This is a genomic window from Rhodoferax sp. AJA081-3, assembly GCF_017798165.1.
Taxonomy (GTDB): domain Bacteria; phylum Pseudomonadota; class Gammaproteobacteria; order Burkholderiales; family Burkholderiaceae_C; genus Allorhodoferax.
This window is the reverse complement of the sequence record NZ_CP059068.1, coordinates 973256-999492: the sequence shown is the minus strand read 5'-3', so window position 1 is coordinate 999492 and position 26237 is coordinate 973256. Positions and strand designations below refer to the sequence as shown.

Annotated in this window: 23 protein-coding genes and 1 tRNA gene; 14 read left to right on the top strand and 10 right to left on the bottom strand. The window is 61.2% G+C overall.

Translation table 11 applies throughout. The annotated features are described in order from the left end of the window. Positions 1 to 12: 12 nt before the first annotated feature. The 4 genes from hscA to HZ993_RS04645 all read left to right on the top strand — a co-directional run bounded on the left by hscA (position 13) and on the right by HZ993_RS04645 (position 3051). Positions 13 to 1869: a Fe-S protein assembly chaperone HscA gene (gene hscA, locus HZ993_RS04660; protein WP_209396104.1), complete on the top strand. Its 1857-nt coding sequence runs from the start codon at positions 13 to 15 to the stop codon at positions 1867 to 1869. Next, the gene (gene fdx, locus HZ993_RS04655) at positions 1869 to 2207 is read left to right on the top strand and encodes an ISC system 2Fe-2S type ferredoxin (RefSeq protein ID WP_209396103.1); all 339 of its coding nucleotides are present in this window, start codon (positions 1869 to 1871) and stop codon (positions 2205 to 2207) included. Before hscA ends, fdx begins: the two co-directional genes overlap by 1 nt. 18 nt (positions 2208 to 2225) lie before the next feature. Then, entirely contained in the window at positions 2226 to 2936 is a 711-nt protein-coding gene (gene dnaQ / locus HZ993_RS04650) for a DNA polymerase III subunit epsilon (protein WP_209396102.1), read from the top strand. 40 nt (positions 2937 to 2976) lie between these two features. Continuing rightward, a tRNA-Val gene (locus HZ993_RS04645) sits at positions 2977 to 3051 on the top strand. A 75-nt stretch (positions 3052 to 3126) separates the two neighbouring features. Here the strand turns inward: HZ993_RS04645 and HZ993_RS04640 are convergent. Together HZ993_RS04640 and pcaF are read right to left on the bottom strand one after the other, a co-directional pair. Further along, complete coding sequence (locus HZ993_RS04640; RefSeq protein ID WP_209396101.1) at positions 3127 to 4647, bottom strand: serine hydrolase domain-containing protein; 1521 nt, start codon at positions 4645 to 4647, stop codon at positions 3127 to 3129. Positions 4648 to 4800: 153 nt separating this feature from the next. After that, positions 4801 to 6003, bottom strand: a complete 1203-nt coding sequence (pcaF, locus tag HZ993_RS04635; RefSeq protein WP_209396100.1) for a 3-oxoadipyl-CoA thiolase — start codon at positions 6001 to 6003, stop codon at positions 4801 to 4803. A 144-nt stretch (positions 6004 to 6147) separates the two neighbouring features. Here pcaF and hyi point away from each other — a divergent pair, with 144 nt between their 5' ends. Both hyi and HZ993_RS04625 read left to right on the top strand, forming a co-directional pair. Next, positions 6148 to 6960, top strand: coding sequence for a hydroxypyruvate isomerase (hyi, locus tag HZ993_RS04630; RefSeq protein WP_209396099.1), 813 nt, complete (start codon positions 6148 to 6150; stop codon positions 6958 to 6960). Then, positions 6957 to 8249, top strand: coding sequence for a glycerate kinase (locus HZ993_RS04625; RefSeq protein ID WP_209396098.1), 1293 nt, complete (start codon positions 6957 to 6959; stop codon positions 8247 to 8249). The genes hyi and HZ993_RS04625 overlap by 4 nt, the downstream gene beginning before the upstream one ends. A 14-nt stretch (positions 8250 to 8263) precedes the next feature. On the opposite strand, the gene HZ993_RS04620 is transcribed toward HZ993_RS04625, so the two are convergent. After that, positions 8264 to 8869 (bottom strand): DJ-1/PfpI family protein, encoded by a 606-nt coding sequence (locus HZ993_RS04620; RefSeq protein ID WP_209396097.1) that lies wholly within the window; start codon positions 8867 to 8869, stop codon positions 8264 to 8266. A gap of 102 nt (positions 8870 to 8971) precedes the next feature. On the opposite strand from HZ993_RS04620, the gene HZ993_RS04615 reads away from it, so the two are divergent. After that, positions 8972 to 9946 (top strand): GlxA family transcriptional regulator, encoded by a 975-nt coding sequence (locus HZ993_RS04615; RefSeq protein WP_209396096.1) that lies wholly within the window; start codon positions 8972 to 8974, stop codon positions 9944 to 9946. Here the strand turns inward: HZ993_RS04615 and HZ993_RS04610 are convergent. Then, a complete protein-coding gene (locus HZ993_RS04610; protein WP_209396095.1) occupies positions 9943 to 10593 on the bottom strand; it encodes an FMN-dependent NADH-azoreductase in 651 nt (216 codons plus the stop codon). The two genes, HZ993_RS04615 and HZ993_RS04610, sit on opposite strands and share 4 nt — an antisense overlap. A gap of 114 nt (positions 10594 to 10707) precedes the next feature. Between HZ993_RS04610 and HZ993_RS04605 the strand changes: the two genes are divergently transcribed. Together HZ993_RS04605 and HZ993_RS04600 are read left to right on the top strand one after the other, a co-directional pair. After that, complete coding sequence (locus HZ993_RS04605; RefSeq protein WP_209396094.1) at positions 10708 to 11622, top strand: LysR family transcriptional regulator; 915 nt, start codon at positions 10708 to 10710, stop codon at positions 11620 to 11622. Between the two features lie 70 nt (positions 11623 to 11692). Then, positions 11693 to 14053: an ABC transporter substrate-binding protein gene (locus HZ993_RS04600; RefSeq protein WP_209396093.1), complete on the top strand. Its 2361-nt coding sequence runs from the start codon at positions 11693 to 11695 to the stop codon at positions 14051 to 14053. Here the strand turns inward: HZ993_RS04600 and HZ993_RS04595 are convergent. The 3 genes from HZ993_RS04595 to HZ993_RS04585 form a co-directional block, all read right to left on the bottom strand. Further along, positions 14040 to 14660, bottom strand: coding sequence for a metalloregulator ArsR/SmtB family transcription factor (locus tag HZ993_RS04595; RefSeq protein WP_209396092.1), 621 nt, complete (start codon positions 14658 to 14660; stop codon positions 14040 to 14042). The genes HZ993_RS04600 and HZ993_RS04595 overlap by 14 nt on opposite strands. Next, a complete protein-coding gene (locus HZ993_RS04590; RefSeq protein ID WP_209396091.1) occupies positions 14657 to 15877 on the bottom strand; it encodes an MFS transporter in 1221 nt (406 codons plus the stop codon). The genes HZ993_RS04595 and HZ993_RS04590 overlap by 4 nt, the downstream gene beginning before the upstream one ends. A gap of 112 nt (positions 15878 to 15989) precedes the next feature. After that, positions 15990 to 17258 (bottom strand): D-amino acid dehydrogenase, encoded by a 1269-nt coding sequence (locus tag HZ993_RS04585; protein WP_209396090.1) that lies wholly within the window; start codon positions 17256 to 17258, stop codon positions 15990 to 15992. A gap of 131 nt (positions 17259 to 17389) precedes the next feature. On the opposite strand from HZ993_RS04585, the gene nudC reads away from it, so the two are divergent. Further along, entirely contained in the window at positions 17390 to 18232 is an 843-nt protein-coding gene (nudC, locus tag HZ993_RS04580) for an NAD(+) diphosphatase (protein ID WP_209396089.1), read from the top strand. Between the two features lie 64 nt (positions 18233 to 18296). Here nudC and rsmH read toward each other — a convergent pair whose 3' ends face one another. From rsmH to HZ993_RS04565, 3 genes are all read right to left on the bottom strand, one after another. After that, positions 18297 to 19349 (bottom strand): 16S rRNA (cytosine(1402)-N(4))-methyltransferase RsmH, encoded by a 1053-nt coding sequence (gene rsmH, locus HZ993_RS04575; RefSeq protein ID WP_209396088.1) that lies wholly within the window; start codon positions 19347 to 19349, stop codon positions 18297 to 18299. Positions 19350 to 19467: 118 nt separating this feature from the next. Then, on the bottom strand, positions 19468 to 20613 hold the full coding sequence (locus HZ993_RS04570) for a HupE/UreJ family protein (protein ID WP_245213815.1): 1146 nt from the start codon (positions 20611 to 20613) through the stop codon (positions 19468 to 19470). Beyond that, a complete protein-coding gene (locus tag HZ993_RS04565; RefSeq protein ID WP_209396087.1) occupies positions 20610 to 21800 on the bottom strand; it encodes a hypothetical protein in 1191 nt (396 codons plus the stop codon). Before HZ993_RS04565 ends, HZ993_RS04570 begins: the two co-directional genes overlap by 4 nt. A gap of 144 nt (positions 21801 to 21944) precedes the next feature. On the opposite strand from HZ993_RS04565, the gene HZ993_RS04560 reads away from it, so the two are divergent. The 4 genes from HZ993_RS04560 to HZ993_RS04545 all read left to right on the top strand — a co-directional run bounded on the left by HZ993_RS04560 (position 21945) and on the right by HZ993_RS04545 (position 26231). Further along, complete coding sequence (locus tag HZ993_RS04560) at positions 21945 to 22637, top strand: sensor histidine kinase KdpD (protein WP_209396086.1); 693 nt, start codon at positions 21945 to 21947, stop codon at positions 22635 to 22637. A gap of 27 nt (positions 22638 to 22664) precedes the next feature. Further along, a complete protein-coding gene (locus tag HZ993_RS04555; protein WP_209396085.1) occupies positions 22665 to 24278 on the top strand; it encodes a tetratricopeptide repeat-containing response regulator in 1614 nt (537 codons plus the stop codon). Between the two features lie 116 nt (positions 24279 to 24394). Beyond that, positions 24395 to 25672: a sulfite dehydrogenase gene (gene soxC / locus HZ993_RS04550; protein ID WP_209396084.1), complete on the top strand. Its 1278-nt coding sequence runs from the start codon at positions 24395 to 24397 to the stop codon at positions 25670 to 25672. Beyond that, complete coding sequence (locus HZ993_RS04545; protein WP_209396083.1) at positions 25665 to 26231, top strand: c-type cytochrome; 567 nt, start codon at positions 25665 to 25667, stop codon at positions 26229 to 26231. Before soxC ends, HZ993_RS04545 begins: the two co-directional genes overlap by 8 nt. Positions 26232 to 26237 lie beyond the last annotated feature (6 nt).

Sequence of the window (26237 nt, the reverse complement as noted above, 5' to 3'; positions counted from 1 at the left end):
TGCGATTAAAAAATGGCGCTTCTACAAATTTCCGAGCCTGGCCAAGCGCCCAATCCACACGAGCGCCGTATTGCGGTCGGCATAGACCTGGGCACGACCCATTCCCTGGTGGCCGCGGTGCGCAATGGCGTGGCGGAATGCCTGCCGGACGACGCCGGGCGGGTGATCCTGCCGTCAGTGGTGCGTTATCTGGAGGGGGGCAAGCGCGAGATTGGTTACGCAGCCCAAGCCGCCCTGGCCAGTGACCCGGAGAACACGATTGCTTCGGCCAAGCGCTTCATGGGCCGCAGCCTGGCCGACGTAGCAGGTGCCGAGAAACTGCCCTACCGCTTTGCTGACCACGCCGGCATGTTGGGTGTGCTGACCGTTGCCGGAGAAAAATCCCCGGTTGAGGTCAGCGCGGACATTCTGGCCACGCTGCGCTACCGGGCCGAAGACACGTTTAACGACGACCTGTATGGCGCAGTCATCACCGTGCCGGCTTACTTTGACGAAGCCCAGCGCCAAGCCACCAAGGACGCTGCGCAACTGGCCGGCATCAAAGTGCTGCGCCTCATCAACGAGCCCACTGCGGCGGCCATTGCGTATGGCCTGGACAATGCCAGCGAAGGTGTCTACGCCATTTACGACCTGGGCGGCGGTACATTTGACATTTCCATATTGCGGCTGACGCAGGGCGTGTTTGAAGTGGTCGCCACGGGCGGCGACTCTGCGCTGGGTGGGGATGATTACGACCATGCGCTGGCTGACTGGGTGCTGGGCCAGACCGGTGTGAAGGCAGCCAATGCATCGGACAAGGCTGCGTTGAAGGTGGCGGCCCGTGCTTGCAAAGAGGCCCTGTCTACTGCAAATAGTGTAGCGTTCCATGCAGATTTGACGGGGGCTACAGCCCATTTTGATGTAAGCCAGTCCCAGTTCGAGGCCGCTACCGCGCATTTGACAGCCCGCACCCTGGCAGCCGCCCGCAAGGCCCTGCGTGATGCGCGCCTGGCCGTGCAGGATGTGCAGGGTGTTGTCATGGTAGGTGGTTCTACCCGCATGCCCCAGGTGCAGGCGGCCGTGGCAAAGTTTTTTGAGCGTGCACCGCTGAACAACCTGAACCCCGACGAAGTGGTGGCGCTGGGCGCCTCCATCCAGGCCAACCAGTTGGCGGGCAACAACACGGCCGGTGATTTGCTGTTGCTGGACGTGATTCCGCTGTCGCTGGGGGTGGAGACCATGGGCGGCTTGGTGGAGCGCATCGTTCCGCGCAACCAGACCATTCCCACCGCCATGGCGCAGGATTTCACCACCTACAAGGACGGCCAGACCGCCCTGGCCTTACACGTGGTGCAGGGCGAGCGTGACCTGGTGAGCGACTGCCGCAGCCTTGCGCGTTTTGAGCTGCGCGGCATTCCACCCATGGCAGCGGGCGCGGCGCGTATCCGCGTGACCTTTACCGTTGATGCTGATGGCTTGTTGAATGTGTCCGCCCACGAGCAGGTCAGCGGTGTGCAGGCCGACATCAACGTCAAACCCTCTTACGGACTTAGTGACTCGCAGATCGCGCAGATGCTGCAAGACAGCTTCTCCACCGCCGAACAAGACATCCGCACCCGCGCCGTGGTCGAGGCCCAGGTGGATGCCGACCGCTTGTTGCTGGCTATCCAGAGTGCGCTGGATGCCGATGCCGATTTGCTGAGCCAACTGGAGCGTGCCGAGATCGATGCCGCCATGCTGGCCTTGGCCAACGGCCGCTCTGGCACCGATGCCGCCCAGATTGAAGCCCTGAGCAAAGCCCTGGCCCAGGCCACCGAATCCTTCGCCGCCATGCGCATGAACAAAGGCATTGCCCAGGCGCTCGAAGGCAAAAACATTGAGACACTCTAATGCCCATCATCAAAATCCTGCCGCACCCCGAGTACTGCCCCCAAGGCGCTGAGGTCAGCGCACCGGCTGGCACCTCCATCTGCGAAGCCCTGCTGGACAACCACATCAACATCGAGCATGCCTGCGATATGAGCTGCGCCTGCACGACATGCCACGTCATCGTGCGCGAGGGATTTGCATCGCTCAATGAATTGGACGAAACGGAAGAAGACCTGTTGGACCGCGCCTGGGGCTTGGAGCCCAATTCCCGGCTGAGCTGCCAGGCCTTTCTGGCCCAGAAGGATGTGGTAGTGGAGATCCCCAAGTACTCCCTCAACCACGCCAAAGAGAATCACTGAAAGAGTGGGGAGCGTCGCATGCGTCAAATCTTTCTGGATACCGAAACGACCGGCTTCAACGCCAACCTGGCCCAAAACCCGGACCGCATGGTCGAAATCGGCTGTGTGGAGCTGGTCAACCGCAAGCTCACCGGCAACAACCTGCATTTCTACCTGAACCCCGAGCGGGACAGCGACGAGGGCGCCTTGCGTGTCCACGGCTTGACCACCGAGTTCTTGAGCGACAAGCCCAAGTTTGCGGCCATTGCCAAAGACTTGCTGGACTACGTGGCCGGTGCCGAAATCATCATCCACAACGCACCGTTTGACCTCTCCTTTTTGGATGCAGAGCTGGTGCGTGCCGGCCACCAGCCGTTCAAAAAATACATTGGCTCGGTGACCGATACCCTGGTCATGGCCAAGGAGATGTTCCCCGGCAAACGCAACAGCCTGGATGCCTTGTGCGACCGCCTGGAAGTGGACAACTCCGGCCGCACCTTGCACGGCGCCTTACTGGATGCCGAGCTGCTGGCTGACGTATACATCAACATGACGCGCGGCCAGGATGCGCTCCTGATGGAAGTAGGTTCATCGAACGAGAGCGGGATCAAGGTGGTGCAGGTTGATCTGCGTGGTTTTGAGCTGCCGGTGGTAGCCGCCAATGCCCAGGAGCTGGCGGCACACGACGAGGTGCTGGTCCAAATGGACAAATCCAGCGGTGGCAAAACACTGTGGCGAAAGCTGGCCTGAAGATTGTTGTATAATTTGAGGCTATTCTGATGAATAATCAGGGCGGTTAGCTCAGGGGTAGAGCACTGCATTCACACTGCAGGGGTCACAAGTTCGAAACTTGTACTGCCCACCAAATACGGTAAAGATAAAGCACCTTGCGGAAACGCCAGGTGCTTTTTTCTTGGGCTTTAGGATATGGCAGCAATGCCTACTTTTGCTCCAGCTTGCGCAGCACCTCCACCGCGTTTGTATTGGTGCTGTCCAGTTCCACGGCCCGACGGTAGTTCAGTATGGCGCGGGGCGTGTCGCCTTGCACCACGTAAGCCTCACCCAGGCTGTCGTAGCTGTTGCCATCTTCAGGAAACAGCGCAACGTTGAGTTTGAAAACCTCCACGGCTTCTGGCAGACGGTTTTTCAACAGGTAGTGGTAGCCCAGCAGGTTCAGTTCATTGGGGCTTTTGGCTGGGGGGAATGTCTTGCGCTGCTGTTGAAACTGTCCGACCGCTGCGCCAACGCCTTGTTTGGCAATGGTTTGGGCCAGGATGTCCGCCAGGCTACGTTTCGGCGCGGGCGTTGGCAGGTTGTACAACACACGGGTGACAGACTCCGCCATTTGGTAGATGGCCGGCGTGATCGTGCCACCACCATCATTTAGCAGGATAACGACAAGCCGCTGGTCATCGGGAAAACGGGTGATCAGGCTGCGAAAGCCGTTGGTGTTGCCACCGTGTTCGTGCACGGCGACGTCACGTGTGCCAATCTTGCGGGTGCCCACCAGCCAGCCGTAGCCAAAACCCAGATCGCGGCGCACGTCGTCCTTGGCGTAGGGGGTGAACATGCGCTGTTTGGCGGATTCGGATAGCAGCGTGGTGCCGTAGAGCGCACGGTCCCAGCGCAACATGTCTCCAACTGTGCTGTACATGCCGCCCGCGGAGTAACCATTGGCCATGTGCATGGGCGCCGCGCTCTCGTATTCACCACCAGGGCTTTTGAGGTAGCCGGTGGCCTTGCGCTCTACCACGCGCTCAGGCGCTTCGTAGCCGGAACGTGCCATGCGCAGCGGTTGCAGAATCATGTCGTCTAGCGCCTGCTGGTAGGGCTTGCCCGTCACTTTCTCGATCACGTAGCCCAGCAAGTAATAACCGGAGCTGTTGTATTTGCCAGCAGAGCCCGGCGCAAACTCCAGATCGCGGTTCATGATCTCCATTAACTCCGCGCGGGAGACTTTGGCACCCAAGCGGCTTTCCCAGAATCCGGGAAAGTTGGCGTAATCAACGATGCCCGACGTGTGGTTGAGCAACTGGTGGATTGTTACCGTGTTGCCTATGCCTGGGCGCAGGTCTGGCACATACATGTCTATGGTGTCGTCCAGCTTGAGTTTACCTTGTTCCACCAGTTGCATCACCAATGTGGCGGTGAATTGTTTAGTCAACGAGGCGATGCGAAAGGCGGTGTCCGGCGTGTTGGGGATTTTCCACTCGCGGCTGGCCAAACCGAAGGCGCCCTGGTAGAGCACCTTGCCGTGGTCGGCGACCAATACCACGCCGTCCAGTTGGCCGATGGCGTGGTATTGCCGCAGCAGTGTTTGAAGTTGGTGGGATTTATTGGTAGCTGTGGGTGCTGTGGTTTTGGGCGTTTGCGCGTGGACCGTGGTACTGGTGATGGTCAATGCGGCCACTACGCAAAGGGCATGGCATAGCCATTGGTTGGTTTTTGGATTGAGTTGCATGGATGCATGGGCTCCGGGTAGGTATGGAAAGACCCCTGGTGCAGGGAAGGGCGCACTGTAGGACGCCCAGGCGCTGCACGCACCCCCGATGCGACGAACTGCCCGCAGGGCGTTATGGGTGGAACGCCCGATGGATAGGCGGAATCAGTAGCCTCAGACCCGCTCAATCACCACCGCAATGCCCTGGCCCACACCAATACACATGGTGCACAAGGCGTAACGACCGCCTGTTTTGTGCAACTGGTTGATTGCCGTGGTGACCAGGCGGGCACCCGATGCGCCCAAGGGGTGGCCCAGGGCAATGGCACCGCCGTTGGGGTTGACGCGCGGGTCGTCGTCCTGCAGGCCCAGCAGGCGCAGCACGGCCAGGCCTTGCGCGGCAAAGGCTTCGTTGAGTTCAATCACGTCCATTTGTGCAAGGCTCAAGCCTGTGAGCGCCAGTACCTTTTGCGTGGCCGGGGCCGGACCAATACCCATGATGCGTGGTGGCACACCGGCGGTGGCCATGCCCACCACGCGGGCGCGTGGCGTCAGACCGTTCTGCTTGGTGGCCGCTTCGTTGGCCAGCAGCAGGGCGCAGGCGCCGTCGTTGACACCACTGGCATTGCCGGCTGTCACAGTGCCATCCGCACGCACGGCGCCCTTGAGTTTGGCCAGTGCTTCCAGTGAAGTCTCTCGCGGATGTTCGTCCTTGGTGACCACAATGGCATCGCCCTTTTTTTGCGGTATGTTCACCGGCGTCAACTCCGCATCAAAGAAGCCGGACTTCTGCGCCGCTACGGCCTTGAGCTGGCTGGCCAGTGCCATCTTGTCCTGGTCTTCGCGGCTGATCTTGTAGTCGGCCGCCACGTTCTCGGCGGTCTCGGGCATGGCGTCTATGCCGTAACGTTCCTTCATGCGCGGGTTGACAAAGCGCCAGCCAATGGTGGTGTCGTACATCTGCGCCGCGCGGCTGAAGGCGCTCTCGGCCTTGCCCATCACAAAGGGCGCGCGGCTCATGCTCTCCACACCGCCTGCTATCATAAATGTAGCTTCTCCGGCTTTGATGGCGCGGGCTGCAGTGCCAATAGCGTCCATGCCCGAGCCGCACAGGCGGTTAATGGTGGTGCCGGGTAACTCCAGCGGCAGGCCCGCCAGCAGACTGGCCATGTGGGCCACATTGCGGTTGTCTTCACCCGCCTGGTTGACACAACCGTAGATGACGTCCGTTACCGCCTGCCAGTCCACATTAGGGTTGCGCGCCATCAGCGCCTCCAGCGGCACGGCCGCCAGGTCGTCAGTGCGCACGCTGCTCAATGCGCCACCGTAGCGGCCAAAGGGTGTGCGGATGGCGTCACAGATAAAGGCTTGGTTCATTCGGGGTGTCTCGTGGAGTGGTGCCTTGAAATGCTAACACTGGCATTCCAGCCATGCGTCGCCCATTTGACTCAGCGAAGCGTTGCGCAGGACCGCTAACATGGCGGTGGTCGCCCGCGTGCGCGCCCGCCATTGGAGTAAACCATGCCCCGTTTCGCCGCCAACCTCACCATGCTGTTCAACGAGGTTGCATTTTTGGACCGCTTTGCGTTGGCCGCGCAGGCAGGCTTTGACGCAGTGGAATTTTTGTTCCCCTATGCCTACGCGGCAGAGGACATTCGCCAACGCCTGGATGCCCACGGCCTGCGCCTGGTGTTGCACAACTTGCCCCCGGGTGACTGGGACGCGGGTGAGCGTGGCATTGCCTGCCACCCCGATCGGGTGGATGAATTCCGCACCGGTGTTGCCCACAGCATTGCCTATGCAAAAGTCTTGGGTGTGGGCCAGCTCAACTGCCTTGCCGGTAGGGCACCGGCGGGCATTGCGGACGATGTGCTGCGGCGCACACTGGTGACCAATCTGCGCTTTGCCGCAGGGGCGTTCAGGGATGCGGGTCTGCGCTTGCTGGTGGAGCCCATCAACAGCTTTGACATTCCCGGCTTTTATGTGAACCGCACGGCCCAGGCACTGTCACTGCTCGACGAGGTCGGTGTTGGCAACGTCTACCTGCAATACGACATCTACCACGCCCAACGCATGGAAGGTGAATTGGCCGCCACCATTGCCCAGCAACTGCCCCGCATAGGCCATATGCAGCTGGCGGACAACCCGGGGCGCCACGAGCCAGGCACGGGCGAAATCAACTTTCCCTTTCTGTTCGACCATCTGGACCGCCTGGGTTACAGCGGATGGATCGGCTGTGAATACAAACCCACGACCACTACAATTGCGGGTTTGGGCTGGCTCAAACCGTACTTGGAGCCAACAACGTCCGCATCAGATTTGCCCAAACCATGACAACTTCAACCAACCCTTCACATCCAACTGCGCGCGACCTGCTACGCCGCATGTTCGACGCCGCCATCGCCAGCGCCCAACCTGCGCTGTGCGTCCCGCCGTATCTACCCACTCCTGAGTCGTTGGGCAAGGGGCGGCTTATCGTCATTGGCGCCGGCAAAGCATCGGCGGCGATGGCGCGTGCGGTGGAGGACCATTGGCCTGGCCCATTGTCCGGCCTGGTCGTCACGCGGTATGGCTATGGCGTACCCTGCGCGCGCATCGAGATCGTGGAAGCCGCGCATCCGGTGCCCGACGCCGCAGGGCTTGCAGCAGCACAGCGTATGTTGCAGTTTGTACAGGGGCTTACCGAGGATGATATGGTTCTGTGCCTCATCTCCGGTGGAGGCTCTTCTTTGTTACCGTTGCCCTTGGAGGGGCTGACGCTGGAACACAAACAAGCCGTCAATCGCGCGCTGTTGAAATCAGGCGCCACCATCAGCGAGATGAACTGCGTGCGCCGCCACCTCTCTGCCATCAAAGGTGGCCGCCTGGCGGTGGCTTGTCACCCGGCGCGGGTGGTGACCTTGCTGATCTCGGATGTGCCGGGAGACGACCCTATCAATATTGCATCAGGCCCCACGGTGGCCGACCCCACCCATGCGCACGATGCGCGGGCCATTGTGAAACGCTACGCCATCGATTTACCCGCCGAGGTGCGCGCAGCGCTGGAGTCGGACCGCTGCGAATCGGTCAAGCCAGGCGACCCGCGTTTGGCGCGCAACAGCGTACACATGGTGGCGGCCCCGCAAATGGCGCTGGAAGCGGCCGCCCAGGTGGCGCGGGATGCCGGTTATGGCGCCTACATCCTGGGGGATGCGCTGGAAGGTGAAGCACGCGATGTTGGCAAGGTACTGGCCGGTATTGCGCTGCAGGTGGCGCAGCGTGGCCAGCCGGTCCAGGCACCCTGCGTATTGCTTTCGGGTGGAGAGACAACGGTCACCCTGCGCGGCATGGGCAGTGGCGGGCGCAATGTGGAGTGCCTGCTGTCCATGGGTATTGCCTTGGGCTGCCACCCCCGCATCCATGCACTGGCAGGTGATACCGATGGTGTGGACGGTGTGGCCGAAATTGCAGGCGCCTGCATCGGCCCCGACACCCTGGAACGGGCGCATGCGCTGGGTCTCAAACCCCACGACTGCCTGAACGACAACGACGGCCATGGTTTCTTTGGCAAGCTCGGCGACTCTGTGGTGACAGGCCCTACCTTGACCAATGTGAACGACTTTCGGGCCATTCTGATTGAGTAGGCTAGCCCGAGGTTTTATGCATTTTCATTCCATGCGTATTCCATTTGGTGTGCGGTGCGCAGGGCCAGTTCGCGGCTGACCAGTGTCTCCACCAGGTGCAAGGACATGTCGATGCCTGCAGAGATGCCGCCAGATGTCACGGTGTTGCCGTCACGCGCCCAGCGTTTGTCACGCACCACTTCGACAGAGGGGAACATGGTTTGCAGATCATCCATGTCTTCCCAGTGGGTCGTGGCCTGTTTACCGGCCAGCAGACCCGCTTGCGCCAGCAGAAATGCCCCGGTGCACACCGACGTGGCCAGTTCGGCACCGCGCGCGGTTTGGGCGATCCATGTGATGACCTCTGGTTTGACCAATTCTGCAGATACGACACCACCTGGAACCACCAACACGTCGATCTTGGTGCGGTCCGCAAAAACAGCGTCGGGTAGAACACGCAGTCCGGCGCGGGCATGGGTTGGTGCAGAGGTTTGTCCCACGGTCAGCACCTTGAACGGTGTTTCTGTGCCGGGGTTTAGCCGCGCATGGACGCGCGAAGCACAGGTGAATACCTCGTAGGGACCTGCGAGGTCCAGCAGTTCGACGTTGTCAAAAACATAGATGCCGATGGTTCGTGTCATGGAGGCTCCACAAAAAAATGGGTCAATGCGCCGTGTGCAGGCCCACATGATGGCGAAAATGCGGTTGACAGATATGCCATTGGACGTTGAATATCTGCCAATATGCAGCCTAAACCTTCCATCACCATCTGGGTACTGGTGTACCCCGGCTTTTTATTGCTGGACGCAACCGGTCCCGTGCAGGTTTTCTCCACCGCCAACGACGACGCCCGTGATGCTGGCTTGCCGGCGCCGTACCGCATCACACTGGTGTCCAAGACCGGCGGCCCGGTGACGTCCTGCTCCGGCGTCACGGTGTTGACCCGCAAGCTGCCGCGGCTTGGCTTGCCAGGGGCCACGCTGATCGTTTCCGGTGGCCGGGGGTGTGAGCAGGCTCTGGCAGATGCCACGACCCTGAACTGGGTGGTCAGATCCTGCCCGCGCCTTGCGCGCTGCTGTGCGGTGTGCACGGGTGCTTTTGTGCTGGCCCACGCCGGCTTGCTGGACGGCCGGCGCGCGGTGACACACTGGCAAGATGCGGCGCAGCTGCAACAGCGTTATCCCGCCGTACGGGTGCAGGAAGACGCGATATACGTCAAAGACGGAACGCTCTACACCTCTGCCGGCATCACGGCAGGTATTGATTTGTCGTTGAGTCTGGTGGAGGAGGACCTGGGCCGCCTAGTTGCGCAGCGTGTGGCCAAACGCCTGGTAGTGTTCTTGAAACGCCCCGGCGGGCAGCGCCAGTTCAGCTCCGAGCTGCTGGCACAAGCGGACGACCAGGGCGTCGGTGCGCGGTTGACCCAGTGGCTCAAGCCGCGCCTGAATCAGGCCATTGGGGTCGAACACATGGCGCAGGCCCTGGCCTTGTCGGTGCGCACACTGCACCGCAAGTTGGCAGAAGAGTCTGGCGTCACGCCCGCACAGTTTTTGACCCGCATGCGGCTGGACGCGGCCTGTGGGCTGCTGGAGCGTGTCGACACGTCCATCAAACTGGTAGCTCGCCAGACCGGCTTTGGTTCAGAGTACAACCTGCGCCGGGCGTTTTCTGCCCATCTGGGTGTGGTCCCTTCCGAATACCGCGCACGCTTTGGTTAGGCTGCTTGCACCCGTTGGTCTTCGTTCGCCGCACCCTGCGTGCTGGCCTTGATATGTGCCGCGGCTAGGGTCAGGGCCTCGGCCTTCTTGGCATCCCCCATGGCCACACCTTCGGCGCGCACAAAACGCACGTCGGTGATACCCAGGAAGCCAAACACGGTCTGCAGATAACTTTCCTGATGCTCCATGGCGCGGCCGCCTTCACTGGTGGAGTACACGCCGCCGCGGGTGGAGGCCACGATGACCGTTTTGCCACCGGCCAAACCCTTGGGGCCGGTAGCGGTGTAGGTAAAGGTGCGGCCGGCCTGGGCCACGCGGTCAATCCAGGCCTTTAACTGGCTGGGGATGCTGAAGTTGTACAGCGGTGCGCCTACCACGATCACGTCTGCTGCCAGGAATTGCGTCACCAGGGCTTCAGAGACTGCGTTTTCACGGCGCTGCGCTTCGGTCAGGTTTTCGGCACTGGGTGGCATGCGAAAACCCAAGGACTCCGCCGACAAATGGCTGGGGGTGTTCTCCACCAGGTCCAGATACTCCACCGCGGTATTGGGGTGGCTGGCCGTCCAGGTGTTCACGATGTCGCGTGTCAGCTGGCGGGAGACGGATTGGGCGCCGGTGATGCTGGAGTCAATGTGCAAGAGTTTCATGGTGAACCTTTCAGGTGGTTGGTAGCGATGGATTAATTGTCGAATCGAAACCATTCTTTGATAAGTCAGCAAATATGCGTTAAATTGTTCTATTGGTAGAACAATGGAGCGTCCATGCAAGATTTGAACGACATGCTGTACTTCGCCGAAGTGGTGGAGTCCGGTGGTTTTGCGGCGGCGGCCAGGCGCCTTGGTGTGCCCAAATCCAAGATCTCGCGCCGGGTGGCGGAGCTGGAGGGGCGCCTGGGTGTGCGGCTGTTGCACCGCACCACCCGCAAGCTCTCACTGACCGACGTAGGCGCCCTGTACCTGCGCCATTGCAGCGCCATGCGGGACGCGGCCCAGGCCGCGCAAGAGGCGGTCGAGTACATACAGACCGAGCCGCGCGGCAACATACGTGTGGCATGCCCGTTGACGCTGGCCCTGAGCACCATCGGTCCCTTGGTACCCGTCTTTCTGGCACGGTATCCCCAGGTACACATCGACATGCGGGTCAGCAACCGCGTCGTAGACCTGATCGAAGAAGGTGTTGACGTTGCGCTTCGGGTACGGCCCAGCCTGGAAGACAGTGCCAGCCTGGTGGTCAAGAATTTTGGCCAGAGCCGTACGCTGTTGGTCGCCAGCCCACAACAAATGCAGCGCCAGTGGCAGCCTACCGGACCAGAGCAACTGGCGGGGCTGGACACGGTTGCCATGTCGGCGGTGGACGGCAAATCTACCTGGGTCTTGCGGGGGGCGGGCAGCGCCACCCACACCCTGGTGCACGAGCCGCGTTACTGCGCAGACGATCTGGCCACCCTGCGTTTTGCGGTTTTGGGCGGCATAGGCATGTGTTTTATGCCCGACTACATGTGTGAGGAAGATTTGCGAGCCGGTCGCTTGGTTGAGGTCTTGCCGGGCTGGAATCCCACACCCGGAATCTTCCATGCGGTGTACCCCACGCGGCGCGGCATGGTGCCCGCGGTGCGGGTTTTTCTGGATTTCCTGGGGCAATCCATTGGGGCCGAAGGCCTGCCATTGATAGCTTGATGGCCGATATCAATGAGCGCATACTGGAGGCAGACAAGCCTGCAATCTGTCCTATTAAGGGGGCGTTCACTTGGACCTAGCAACTCTCGCGTTTGCGCGGATCGTGTGTCGATGGTTCACGGCATGGGGCATCACGCTTGCCTGCCTGGTTGGCCCCAGCGCCCACGCGTTGGAACCTATCAACCTGCAGTTGAAGTACCTGCACCAGTTCCAGTTTGCAGGCTATTACGCAGCGCTGGAAAAAGGCTACTACCGGGAGGCTGGCCTGGACGTCACGATTGCCGAAGGCCACACCGGTGACGAGCCACTGGCCAATGTTCTGGCTGGCACCAGCCAGTTTGGGGTGGGCAGCAGCGGTCTGTTGTTGGCCCGCCAGGCGGGCAAACCGGTGGTGGTGCTGGCGGTGGTTTTTCAGCACTCGCCCTACGTGCTGCTGGCACCGCAGACCGGCCCCACGCAAGGCATTCACGACATCATTGGCAAACGTGTCATGCTGGCAGCCCAGTCGGAAGACCTGGTGGCTTACCTCAAGAAAGAAGGCATATCGGTCTCTGACTTCACCAAGGTCGAGCACAGTTTTAACCCCGACGATCTGATCAGTGGCAAGGTCTATGGCTTCTCGGCCTATGCCACCAATGAAACGGATTACCTGGACAAAAAGGGCTTTGCTTATCAGGCCTATACACCGCGCTCGGCCGGTATTGATTTTTACGGTGACAACCTGTTCACCAGCGAGCGGGAGATCGCCAACCACCCCGCACGGGTCAAGGCTTTCCGTCAGGCCAGCATGCGTGGCTGGCAATACGCCATGGCCCACCCGGAAGAGTTGGTCGATCTGATTCTGGCCAAGTATTCCAAACGCAACAGCCGCGAACACCTGTTGTACGAGGCCCGGCAAATGCAGGCCCTGGTGCAGCCCGTGTTGGTGGAAATGGGCTACATGAACCCTGGCCGGTGGCAGCACATAGGCAGTGTGTACGCGGATCTGGGCATGCTGCCCAAGGGCATCTCACTGGCCGGGTTTTTATACGACCCTGACCCCAGGCCCGATTTCCGCTGGGTGTTTTGGGGCTTGGCTGTGGTGTTGTTGTCGGCCACTGCGGCATGGGCCGTCCATCTGAAGCGACTGAAACGGGAGCGAGAACGCGCCCAAGCCCGTATCCAGGTGAGTGAAGAGCGACTGGCATTTGCGCTGGACGGCGCGGGGTACGGCGTATGGGACTGGGATATTGCCGGTGGCACTGTGCTGTACTCCGACCGCTGGCTGCAGATGCATGGTTTCCAGCGCGAAGACATTCCCGAGCGGCTGGAAGGGTGGGAGCAACGGGTGCACCCCGATGATGTGGCTCTGTTCAAGGCCAACATGCTGGACTACTTTGCCGGCAAGACCGACACGTTTACCGCCGAGCACCGTGCGTTGTGCAAGGACGGCAGCTGGAAATGGGTGGTGGACCGGGGCCGTGTGGTGCGCCGCGATGCTGCGGGCAAACCCCTGCGCATGGTGTGTACCCACGCCGACATCACCGCACGCAAGGAACAGGAAGAGCAGTTGCGCCTGATGAACGAAACCCTGGAGACCCGTGTGGCCGAGCGCACGGCCGAGCTGCAACAGGTGATAGACCGCCTCAAACAAACCCAGGCCAGCCTGGTGCAGGCCGACAAGATGGCGTCCCTGGGCGCCTTGGTGGCGGGGGTGGCCCATGAGCTCAATACCCCTATAGGCAATAGCCTGACTGTGGCCAGCACCATGGAAAACTACGTCAAAGGTTTTGAGTCCGATGTGGCCAAAGGTTTGACACGCAGTGCCCTGGACAACTTTGTCAGCAGCGCCCGCGAAGGCACCGACATTCTGATGCGCAGCCTGCACCGGGCCGCCGAACTGGTGTCCAGCTTCAAGCAGGTGGCGGTGGACCAGACCAGCACCAATCGCCGCCGTTTTGACCTGCGGCAAACGGTGGATGAGATCATGCTGACCTTGGGCCCCACCATTCGCAAGACGACCCACCGTGTGGTGATTGATATCCCGGCAGATATCACGATGGAAAGTTACCCCGGCCCGCTAGGCCAAGTGTTGACCAATATGGTCAACAACGCCCTGTTTCACGGCTTCGAAGGGCGTGAAAACGGCACCATCACCATTGCCGCAGAAGTGTTGGTAGACGACAGGGTGCGTTTGACGGTGCAGGACGATGGGGTGGGCATACCGTCAACCCATTTGGGCCGGGTGTTTGATCCGTTTTTCACGACCAAACTGGGCAAGGGTGGCAGTGGCTTGGGGCTCAATATCACCTACAACCTGGTCCATGACCGCCTGGGCGGCACGGTGCAGGTCCAGAGCCAGGTGGGTCAGGGCACCTGCTTCACCCTGCTGTTGCCACTGGTTGCCCCCTTGGCCGAAACACAGCCCGCCGGCGTCACTACACCGGTGTGATGCGGTAGACGCAGCGGCGCGCGCCGGCCAGCGCGTGTTCCACCCGTTCGACTGTGCTGCCAGGCCCCAGGGTGCGCCGAAAAACATCCAGCTCGGACTTGCAAAAGCCCTGGCATTCGGTGGCGGCCGCGCAGATGGGGCAATGGTTTTCGACCAGCAGAAAACTGCCATCCGCCTGCTTCTCCATCTCTGCCATGTAGCCCTCTGCATCCCGGGCCTCCACCAGTTTGGCAACTTTTTGCGACAGGGTTTTACTGCCCGCCATGTGTGTGGCGTAGCTGGCTTCGCTCACCTGTTCACGTGCAGTGATCAGTTTGTCCAGACCATCTTCGCCAAACAAGGTGCGCACCTGGGCAATCAACTGCACCGTGAGCTCGCTGTGCCGGTCGGGGAAACGTGCGTGGCCTGCCTCGCTGAGCAACCAGTAACGGGCGGGGCGGCCCACCTTGTCGGCCCGGTCTTCGGTCAACAGCAGGCCTTTCTCCTGACCCTGCTCCAGGTGGCGGCGCACGGCCATCGATGTAAGTTGCAATTGCTCGGCCAACTGTTGCGCCGTGCTGGGGCCGCGGGTCTTGAGCAGGAAAAGGATGTGGTCGCTGGTGTTCATGGATTGACTTCTGCGCCTGCCGTTGCAGAGGGTTCGTGGTGTGCCCAGCGCAGTATGCGCCAAGCTGCCCAGCCCGACAGTATCGCGCCCAGCAACAGGATCAGCCGGGTATCGATCAGCGTCAGCACGGAACCGGCAACCGCCATCAGAATGTTCGACAGGCAGAAAATAGTCGACCACAGGCCCATCACCGCGCCCTGGCCCAGGTGGCCAAAACGCTCCGCACACCAGGCCGGCATGATGGCGTTGTAACAGGCGTTGGGAATGCCAAACAGCACAATGGCTGCCATGCCCAGTGACGGGCCTCCTGCAGCCACGGCAGCAATACACAGGGCGGTCGCAATTGCAAAGCCGCCTGCCTGTTGCAAGGGATTGCTGCGCACCACGCTGCCTGCAAAGACCGAACTGATGGTCATCACCGCACACAGGGCGGCCGTAATCCAGGCAATGCCCTGGGCATCAAATTTCCACACCTCCACCAGCCACAGGGGGTTGAACTCGTAGAAAGCCGTTACGCCGCAGGTGTAGGCCATTTGAATGATCAGCAGGGTGCGCAAGTCTGCGTGTTTGAGCAGGGTTAACGCATGCTGATGCCTGACCACCTGCCACCAACCCGGGCCTTTGCTTGCCAGTTTTTCCCGCGGTATGGCAACCCACGCGACCCCAGCGGTGACCAGCAGGGCCACTACGGCCACCCAAAATGGTGTGGTGATACCCCACCCCAGGGTCAGGCCCGCCAGCAAAGGGCCCGCCAGCCATCCCATATACAGCGCGCCATTGAATATGGAGAACGCCCGCACCCGCACCGCGCCCTGCAACTGGTCTGCCAACAGCGCACGCGCCACGCTGCCATTGCCCTCCATGAGCCCGGTCGCAAAACGCGCCAGGATGAACAAGGGATAGGACTGGTTGACCAGGCTGACCGCCGTGATCGCATGGCCTACTGCGGCACCCAAGGACGTCAACAGCAGGATGCTGCGGCGTCCAAACCGGTCGGACAAGGGGCCGAGCAGTGTCGAGCCCAGCAACAAGCCAATCGGGTTGATGGTGAGCGCCAGGCCAAACAGCAGTTTGGGCGGCAGACCCATGAAGTTGTTCAGGTCATTGGCCGCGTCGGCCGCAAACAAAGGCGGCAATATGGGGTAGGGCAGTGCCGCTCCCACCGTAGAGAAAAACGCCACCAGGCAGGCGGCGGCGATGAGGAGGGTGGATTGCATGGCTTATTTGTAAACTTATATGCTTACAAATGTAAGATGCAACAACCGATATGTCAACAAAAAAGTTTACATATCAAAAGTGCCTTGCCAACCCGTGGCAGGGCTTCCGGTCTCAGGGCCGCCAAGCCCGCGGGTAACGGTCCATGGACAAACCGTCCAGCGAGATCTGAGGTTTGCGCCCGGAGATCAAGTCATCAATGACCCGTGCGGTACCCGCCGCCATGGTCCAACCCAGGGTGCCGTGGCCCGTGGCCAGCATCATGTTGGGGTAAGGCGTGCGGCCGACGATGGGTGTGCCGTCCGGTGTCATGGGGCGCAGGCCGCACCAGAACGTGGCCTTGGACACATCACCCCCCTTGGGAAACAGGTCGGTCAACACGTGGTTCAACGTGTCGCGGCGCGATTCGCGCAGCGTCATGTCAAAGCCCGCCAGCTCGGCCGTGCCACCCACGCGGATGCGGTCGCCCAGGCGCGTCACCGCCACCTTGTGGGTCTCGTCCATGATGGTGGACTCGGGCGCGCCGCTGGCATCGGTAATCGGCACCGTGATGGAGTAGCCCTTGACCGGGTACACCGGAATATGGATGCCAATGGGCTTGACCAGCTGGGGCGTAAAACTGCCCAGCGCGGTGACGTAGTGGTCTGCGGTCAAGGTGCCAGCACTGGTGCGCACACCCGTGACCTTGCCACCGCTGACCTCGATGCCGTCGATGCTGGTGTTGTAGCGGAACTTGACACCCAGGGCCTCGGCCATTTCGGCCAGACGGTTGGTGAACTTGAAGCAATCACCGGTCTCATCACCCGGCAGGCGCAGGGCGCCGACAAACTTCTCTTGTGTCAACTTCAGAGCCGGTTCCACCTTGACAAAACCCGCGCGGTCCAGCACCTCAAACGGAACCTTGTAGTCCTTGAGCACTTCCACGTCTTTGGCAATGCCGTCCATTTGCGCTTGTGTGCGAAACAGCTGCAGCGTGCCCTGGGCGCGGTCGTCATACCCAATGCCGGTTTCGGCGCGCAGCTCTTTGAGGCAGTCGCGGCTGTATTCGGCAATGGGCACCATGCGGCTCTTGTTGATGGCATAAGCCTTTTCGGTGCAATTGGCCAACATGGACAGACCCCAGCGCCACATGTTGGGGTCTAGCACGGGCCAGATCACCAGCGGGCTGTGGCGCATCAGCAGCCATTTGATGGCCTTGACCGGCACACCGGGCCCGGCCCAGGGGGATGAATAACCGGGCGACACCTCACCGGCATTGGCAAAACTGGTTTCCAGCGCGGGGCCAGGCTGGCGGTCTATGACCTCAACTTCGTGTCCGGATTTGGCCAGGTAATACGCCACCGACGTGCCAATGACACCACTGCCCAATACGATGACTTTCATGCGCAAAATCCTTCCAAAAATGTGCGTGAAATGTAACGCTATGTGCCGGTTTTACATTAGTTTGCGTACCGATTCAGCGGCAACATTAGCTGCGATACTGGTCAACCTCTGCAATTTCCCTCTGAAACACCATGCTCCAGACACCCAGCGAATTTGTTCCATTGATGACCGCGCAAGGTCATCCCGATCCTCTGGCCTTCGTCTTTCGTAGCGGCAAATTGTTGGTTCGTGAGGATGACCTGTCGCTGCCCGACGCTCGCCTGGGCCTGCCACTGCATGGGCTGGAGCTGGCGCAGTTCCACCCGGTAGGGCTTTGGCAGGAGCGTTACTGCTGCACCACCTGGGTGGATGCCGAGCTGCAACCCCAGGCCGGTTTTGCTTTTGTCCCCCTGCGGTCGCTGTTCGGCAGCATGGACGAACCTCTTTTGGGCCTGGCAAGCCGCGCCATCCAGTTGTCCGAGTGGGCCCGCACCCACCGTTTCTGCGGCCATTGCGCCAACCCCATGCAGTTGGCCACTGGTGAGCGTGCGTTCAAATGCCCGGCCTGCGGCATGGTGGCTTACCCCCGCATTTCGCCGGCGATGATGGTGCTGATTAAAAAGGATGACCACATCCTGCTGGCCCGCCACGTGGTGTCGCCCACTGGCCGGTTCAGTGCACTGGCGGGTTTTCTGGAGGCGGGTGAGTCGATCGAAGAGGCCATCCACCGCGAAGTGATGGAAGAGGTGGGCCTGCGGGTGACCAATCTGCAGTACTTTGGCAGCCAGTCCTGGCCCTTCCCACACTCGCTGATGATTGCGTTCACCGCCGAATACGCTAGCGGCGAGATCACACCCGATGCCAGCGAGATCGCCGAGGCCCGCTGGTTCGGTCCGGAGGATGTGCAGCCCGAACCGCCGCCCGGCGTGTCCATCTCCAATCGCTTGCTCAATGCCCACTGGCCGGGGCCCCGCAGCCAAGTGGTTGTTGGTTAAATTGGCCTCTAGCCCCCGAGAAATATAGCTGTATTGCTATCAAAAATATAGTGTTTATGGGGTGTCAGGCCATGACCGCCCAGCGCAGCTTGGCGGATGTGGAGCGCGGATTGGCCCTCCGCTCGTCAAACGACGCACGTATCGGGTCACTGGCCACGCTGGAATAGACACCGCTGCGCTCACCGGTCTGGAACGCTTTTTTCACGCGCCGGTCCTCGCCCGAGTGGAAGCTCAGAATGGCCACCCGGCCGCCGGGGTTCAGGCAGGAGGGCAGCAGTGCCAGAAAACGGTCCAGCACGCCAAACTCATCATTCACCTCAATGCGCAAGGCCTGGAACGTGCGTTGCAGCGCCTTCTTGGTCTCGGCCAGGCGTTCTTCCTCGGGCATGCTGCGCTTGAAGGCCAGGTCCAGCGTCAGCCGCACCAGGTCGGCCAGCTGTGTGGTGGTCTCCAGGTACTGACCTTGCAGGGCGGCCGCCAGCGGAATGGCATAGGGCTCGTCCGAGTTGTCGACCAGCAGATCGCGCAGGCGCTGGCGGGTCACGGATTGCAAGAGTTCAGACGCCGACTGGCCGCTGCTGGGGTCCAGCCGCAGGTCCAGCGGGCCGTCGGCCTTGAAGCTGAAGCCCCGTGCCGGATTGTCGATCTGCATGGACGACACGCCCAGGTCGGCCAGCACCACATCAAAACCGCCACCGGCCTCGGGCAATAGCGTGGCCAGCTCGGAGAAGTTGATACGGCGTATGACCAGCTCGGTGGGTAAAAAACCCAGCTTGCGCAGGCGCGCCTCGGTGCGGGGCAGCTCGATGGGGTCCACGTCCATGCTGTACAGGCGGCCGCCCGGCAGTAGCTTGGGCATGATTTCTTGTGTGTGGCCGCCAAAGCCCAGCGTGGCATCCAGGCCTATCTCGCCAGGCTGGGGTTTGAGGATGCCCAGGATCTCGTCGACGCAGATGGAGCGGTGCATGCCGGCCGGGGTCTGGCCCCGGTCCAGCACCTTCTGCACCGCGTCCGCATTGCGCGTGGGGTCCAGCTCCTTGTATTTGTCCTCGAAGCGTTTGGGGTGGGTGCCCGCATAGCGCACCCGTCGTTGGTGGGGGGTGGCGTCATCGGTCATGCCCCGATTGTCGTTTATGTTGCCCCCACGCTTGCCACTTCGTGTGCTGCGCTGCCCCCCGAGGGGGCGCATTTGGCAAAACCCCGAGTCCTCCCCTTGGGGCGGCCCGGCGGGGAAATTACCCGCCGGCGCCGGTGAACAGTTTGAGGTCAAACACCCGCTCCACCAGCCACAGCGCAGCCACCAACATCGTCAGCAGCGAGCCCCCCACAAACACACCCTTGCGGTAGAACGCCGTGTGGCGCAGCGCGAAGGCGACAGGCAGGAATACGGCGACGATGGCCAGCTGACCCGTTTCCACTCCCAGGTTGAAACCCAGCAGAGACAAGGCCAGTGCATCGGTGGGCAGACCCAGCTCGGCCAGCACACTGGCAAAACCAAAGCCGTGGATCAGGCCAAAACAAAACGCCACCACCCAGCGCCGACCTTCCACCACGGGCCACACATTATTGGCCGCCGCCAGCACCACAGACAAGGCAATGGCCGACTCGACCAGGCGCGAAGGCAAGGACACCAAGCCCAGCGCCGCCAGTGACAGGGTGATGGAGTGGGCGACGGTGAACGAGGTCACCACCCACAACACCTCTTTCCATGCCAGGCCAAAACGCTCTGCACCGCGCCACTGGCCCTGGGGGCTAGTACGCGCGAGGACTGCCGGCAGCAGAAGCGCCAGCAAAAAGAGGATGTGGTCGAAACCAATCCAGATGTGCCACACACCTTCGAACAGGTACTGCTTGAACTGCGCCAGCCGTGAAATGCCGTCGGCTCCAAACTGCAGGGCACCGCTGGTAGGCGACAACACTGCGGTGTGTGTGCCGCCGTCTACCGTGGCACGCAAAAGGCCGCGGTGCAGGCCGTCCAGGTCAAACAATAACCGGTATTGCAGCCCCAACGGACCCGCAGCGCCGGGGCAGGTGCCCGCGATCTGCAGCACGGCAAAAGCCCCATCGGTATGTTCATCGACCTGCAATTGTTGGACCTGCAGGGGGCATACACCACCCCCGCGTGTCAGCTCCAGTCGGCTGAGTGCCCAAGCCGCCATGTCGGCCTGGCGGGTCCGCAGCTCCCCCCAGGTGATATCGCCGCTGCCATCCTGGTCCAGGCCTAGTGCAAAGTCGATATCGCGCACGGCGATGTCCCATTGCACCGTGACTGTGGTGCCTGTTGCCTGGACCACCAGATAGCTGTCGCTGGCCTTGTGGGCCCAGGCGCTCAGGTGCAGGCAGAACAGCAGGGGCAATAGCAACAATGTGCGCATCATCATTTGCCACCTCCGGCGGTCGAGGTTTGTTGCGGCTGCAACTGCTGGGCCAAGGCTCGCAGCACAGTGCCTTCAAACCCGCTGGTGCGAAGCCATTCCAGCACGGCGGCCGCAGCGGCGGGATTGCGATCGGCCAGGGCAGACTCCAGCACGATGCGGGCATCGCGCGGTTCTTTTTGTACGGCGTAGTTTTCGTTGGCCAGGCGCAGCGCCTCTTTGGCGTCTTTGCGCAGCCGCAGGTAAAAGCGCGCTTTTTCCGCCTGGTGTGTGGTGTCGCCACGCAGCTTGGCGGCAGCAAACCGGTCCGCCAGGGTCTGGGTATGGGCTGCAGCCGCCGGCAGCTTCAACAGCGTTTCTGCTTCTGCCAGGCGCAGCAACAGACCGTCGTTGGACTCCCATTGGGCCAGCTGCTGGATCACCTGTTCTGGGCGTCCAGCATCCAGCAGAAAGTCGGTCCAGGCAGCCAGCAGGTAACCATCGTCCACACCCAAGGCCAGGGCTTGTCGATAGTGTTGCTCAGCCAGGTTGGTCTGCCCCTGCCAGCCTGCCACCTCGCCCAGGCGCGTGTGCAGCCACAGGCGCTGGTCCTCGTCTTGTGCGCTGGCCAGCGCCAGTTGCAAAGTCTTGTAGGCCGCACCCAGTTGGCCGGTGTAGGCCTGTGTCAGCCCCGCACAGCCCCCGTGGAGCACAGGGCGTTGCAGGCGCTGCAGCGCCGTGCACTCCTGCGCCGCCGCGCCATAGTTGGCTTGCACCAGGTAGATGGCCGCGCGCCAGGCATGGGCCCCAGCCAGGTCAGCGTCCAGTTTCAAGGCGGCTTCAAAGTCCGCCAACGCCTCGGCAAAGCCGTGGCGGTACTGCCGCACCATGCCTCGCACCATCAACAGCGGGGCGTTCATCTGGGTTGCAAAGCGGTTGACCAGTGCGTCTGCATAACCCACATACCGTGGGTCGCCGCGCTCTGCAGCCAATGCAAAGTAACGCTGGGCCAGGGCAACTGCCGGCTCAGGGTTGTTGGGTTGGCTGGCCACTGCCGCGCGCAGGGCCGATAACTCGCGTGCGGTGGCATCACCCGGGCGCAGTTGCAGGCGTTCGATGACTTCGCTGTCCTGCACGGGTGTGCGGGGTGCAGCATGTGCTGCCATGGTGCAGGCACCCAAGACCAGTGCCGCGCCCAGCCTGGTCGCCAGCATGCGCCCAGGAGTTTGTGAATATTGCATATTTGACATACAGTGTTTTTGCGGCCATCGAGCCGTTGCGATCTGCGATTAAACCCCAGGAGTCCGATCGTGGCGGTATTGCTTCCCATCCCGAATTTGAAACAGAAGGTGTAAGGCATGGCACAAGAGGACATCAGTTTCACCGATCTGATTGCGTCGACCATCCACGACATGAAGAATTCGCTGAATGTGCAGGTCAGCGCGTTGGAGCGTATTGCCACGCAGTGCCGCGAGCGGGGCGACACCCCCACCTTCGAAAACCTGGGCCATGTGATCTACCAGGCCAACCGGATGAACTCTAACCTCATCCAGTTGCTCAGCCTCTACAAACTGGGCAACTCCATTTACCCGATTGACATTGCAGAGCATGCCGTACGCGAAGTGATACAGGATGCCATTCTGCAGAATGAATCCATCATGGAGTTCAAGGGCGTGTCCATCACAGTCGATTGCGCGGCAGACTGCTACTGGTACATAGACCGGGACCTGGTGGAGGGTGTGCTGGTCAACGCACTGAACAACGCCTACAACTACACCCACGACAAGATACGCGTCGCGGCGGCGCTGCACGATGGCATGCTGGAGCTGCGGGTAGAAGACAACGGGCGCGGTTACCCTGCGGGCATGTTGCTCACAGACGGGGTGTCCGCCAACAAGAGCATCAATTTTTTAAGTGGCAGCACCGGGCTGGGCTTCTACTTTTCGTCCAAGGTGGCGGGCATGCACAAAAATGCCGACCGCCACGGTACGCTGACCATAGAGAACGGCGGCGCGTATGGCGGCGGATGTTTTGTGCTGCGGCTTCCCTAGTTCTGTTTGCAGAGAAAGAGCAAAACCATGACGGTTTCCCTGACACAGGCCAAGATACTGGTGATTGACGACTTTCAGGGCATGCGCACCATGCTGCGGGATTTTGTGAAGGCCATGGGGGTAACCCATGTGGATACGGCGGCCAATGGCAAGGAAGCCTTGAGCCAGTTGCGCAACACGCGCTACAGCATTGTGATCTGCGACTTCAACCTGGGCACTGGCCAGAATGGCCAGCAGGTTCTGGATGAAGCGCGCATGCATGACTACATCGGCGTGTCCACCATCTGGGTCATGGTGACGGCCGAAAAAACCACCGACATGGTGATGGGCGCGGCCGAGGTCAAACCCGACGACTACCTGCTCAAGCCGATTAACCAGAGTCTGTTGGAGGCCCGGCTGGAAAAGCTCATTCTCAGGAAACAGTCCTTGGGCGGTATTGAAGCGGCCATCAAAGCCAAGGACTTTGCCGGTGCGGTGGCGCAGTGCGACCAGCAACTGCAGGGTCAGGTCCCCAACCCTCAGGAGATTCTGCGCATCAAGGGTGACCTATTGATTACGCTGGGCGATTTTGAAATGGCACGTGCATTGTTTGAATCGGTGCTGGCTACGCGCAGTGTGCCCTGGGCCCGAACGGGACTGGGCAAGGTCCACTACCTGACCGGAAACTACGCTGCGGCCCGTGATGTCTTCCAGCAGGTGCTGAATGAAAACCGCATGTTTATCGAGGCCTCCGACTGGCTGGTCAAATCCCTGGTCGCTCTGGGTGAAGGCAGCCAGGCCCAACAGGTGTTGCTGGACGCGGTGAAACTTTCGCCCAATTCGTCGGCGCGGCAAAAGGCCCTGGGTGAAGCGGCGTACAGGAATGGCGAAATGGACATCGCACAGGCGGCGTTCGAAAAAAATATCAAGATCAGCGAGTTCTCCGCACACAAGAGTGCGGCGGTGTACGCCGGGCTGGCCAGGGTGCTGTCGAAAAAGGATGCGCCAGACGAAGCCTTGAAAGTGTTGGCCCGCAGCAAGAGCGCCTTCAAGGACAACCCGGAGGCCGCAATACAGACCGCTGCCGCAGAAAGTGCCGTCTACCAAACCATGGGGCAGGCCGACAAGGCCCAGGCTGCCATGGCCCAGGCGGAGCAGTTGATGGCCAGCCTGCCTGGCAAGGCGACCCCTGAAACCGCCATGGAAATGGCCCAGGCCCTGTTCGCCCTGGGCAAAAAAGACCAGGCCTGCAATCTGATGCGCGACCTGGTCAAGAACAACCACGAAAATGTGGAAATTGCGCGGCAGATCGAGTCCGTCTTCCAGGGGGCCAACCTGGGTGCGGAAGGCGCGGCGTTGATCAAGGAGTCCAAGCAGGAGGTTATCAACATCAACAACGAAGGGGTGGTGTTGGCCAAGAAGGGTGAGTTCCTGGAAGGCGCCAAGCTGCTCCGCACCGCGGTGAAGAACCTGCCCAACAGCGAAATGGTGATACTGAACCTGTGCGCCTTGTTGATAGGTTTGATGAACAAGGAAGGTAAGAGCGAAGACCTGATCCAGGAAGTTCGTGCCCTGTTGGACCGCGTTTTTATCTTGAACCCGGCCAACAAAAAATACCAGCTCTATGCCGGCGCACTGGCCCGCATGACCGGTGGCAAGTAGCCGCAGGCGAGAGAAAGATAGTCTGCGGTCTTAACCATTGTTAATGCGCCTATCCCTGTAAGCGACAACACTTGCCCGGCGGCCAAACGGTGCCGTATATCTTCAGGGTTCAACACATGGTTTGGGACACGGCAGAGGCACAGGCGGGCGCAGCAGCGCCGCGCAGGCAGTTTTTACGCAGGGGCATGGGGCTTGGCGCGGCCGCATGGGCGGGTGTGGCGAGCGCTGGCGGCGCAGGCCCAGTGGTTACACCCCTGGGTGAGCGCCTGCCGAACGCCATGAAAACACCCGGGGGCTCTGATCTGGCTTATGGCCTGCCTTCGCCCCATGAGAGCAGCGTGGTGCGCACCGAATCCCGCGCAGCTGGTTTCAGCGTCTGGCGCTCACCCTTGCAGCACCAGCGCGGCATCATCACCCCCAATGGCCTGCACTTTGCAACCCACCACAACGGCATACCGGACATAACACCCGAACAACACGTGTTGATGGTCCACGGCCTGGTGCAACGCCCCTTGAAATTTGATATGGAACGCTTGGCGCGTTACCCCATGGTCAGCAAGGTCCACTTTCTGGAATGCGCGGGCAACTCGGCGGCCAATGCACTGTCGTTGACGGCGCTGGACCACACGCTGGGTGATCTGGCGGGGGAGGTGTCGTGTGCAGAGTGGACGGGTGTGCCCCTGTCCTACATCTTCAACGAGGTGGGTCTCAAAGACAGCGCCCAATGGGTGGTGGTAGAGGGGGCAGACGGTGGCTCCCACAGCCGCAGCCTGCCGCTGTCGGCCCTGGCAAAAGACGGCATGCTGGCGCTGTACCAAAACGGCGAACGCCTGCGGGCGTCACAAGGTTACCCACTGCGCCTCTTTATGCCGGGGTGGGAGGGCAACGTCAATGTGAAGTGGCTGCACCGGCTGGAAGTGGTGGATGCACCGGCCTACACCAAGGACGAGTCCGGCCTCTACACCCAGGTGTTGAAGGACGGGCGCATCGAGCGGTTTGCCTTTCCCATGGAGGTCAAGTCCCTCATCACCCATCCATCGGGCCAGCAGACCCTGCCAGAGGCCAAAGGTTTTTACGAGATTGGGGGCCTGGCCTGGTCCGGCCGGGGGCGCATCACCAAGGTGGAGGTGTCGGTGGACGGCGGAGCGACCTGGGCTTCTGCAACTTTGCAAGCGCCAGTGTTGGACCGTGCCTTCACCCGCTTCACCTTGCCCTGGCAATGGCAGGGCAAGAAGGCGGTGTTGATGAGCCGCGCCACCGACGAACACGGCAATGTGCAGCCCACACGCAGCGCGTGGAAAAGCCGGTATGCCGCCCATTCTTTCAACCACTACAACGCCATACAGGCTTGGCAGGTGGGGCGTGATGGCCGGGTGGAGAACACCTATGCGTGAACGCTTGATGGCACTCCTGCTGGCCCTGGTTTTAGGATTTGTGTTGTGGGGGCAGGCTGCGCACGCCGTGGATCTGGGCCAGCCATTGGACGCGGCGCAGATTGCGCGTTTTGACATCACCGTGTTTCCGGACGGTCGCAATTTGCCCAAAGGCCAGGGCAGCGTGTCACAGGGCGCGGCACTGTACCAGGCGCAGTGCGCGGGTTGCCACGGCCCCAAAGGCATTGAAGGCCCGGCGGCTCGGTTGGTGGGGTCCGACGGTTTTTTTGGCTGGACCGATCCCCTGCGGGTTTTGCGCATCAAGAACTACCCCTTGCTGGTGCAGTCCGTCGGCGCGCGCTGGCCCTATGCCACCACGCTGTTTGACTATGTGCGCCGCGCCATGCCCTACCACGCGCCCAAGAGTTTGGGCGATGACGAGGTCTACGCCATCACGGCGCAGTTGTTACACATGAATGGTCTGGTCAGTGCCACGGCTGTCATGGATAAAGACAGTTTGCCGCGTGTGGAGATGCCTGCGCGGGACAAGACGTTTTCGGCGTGGCCGCAAAAGCCCTGAGCGACC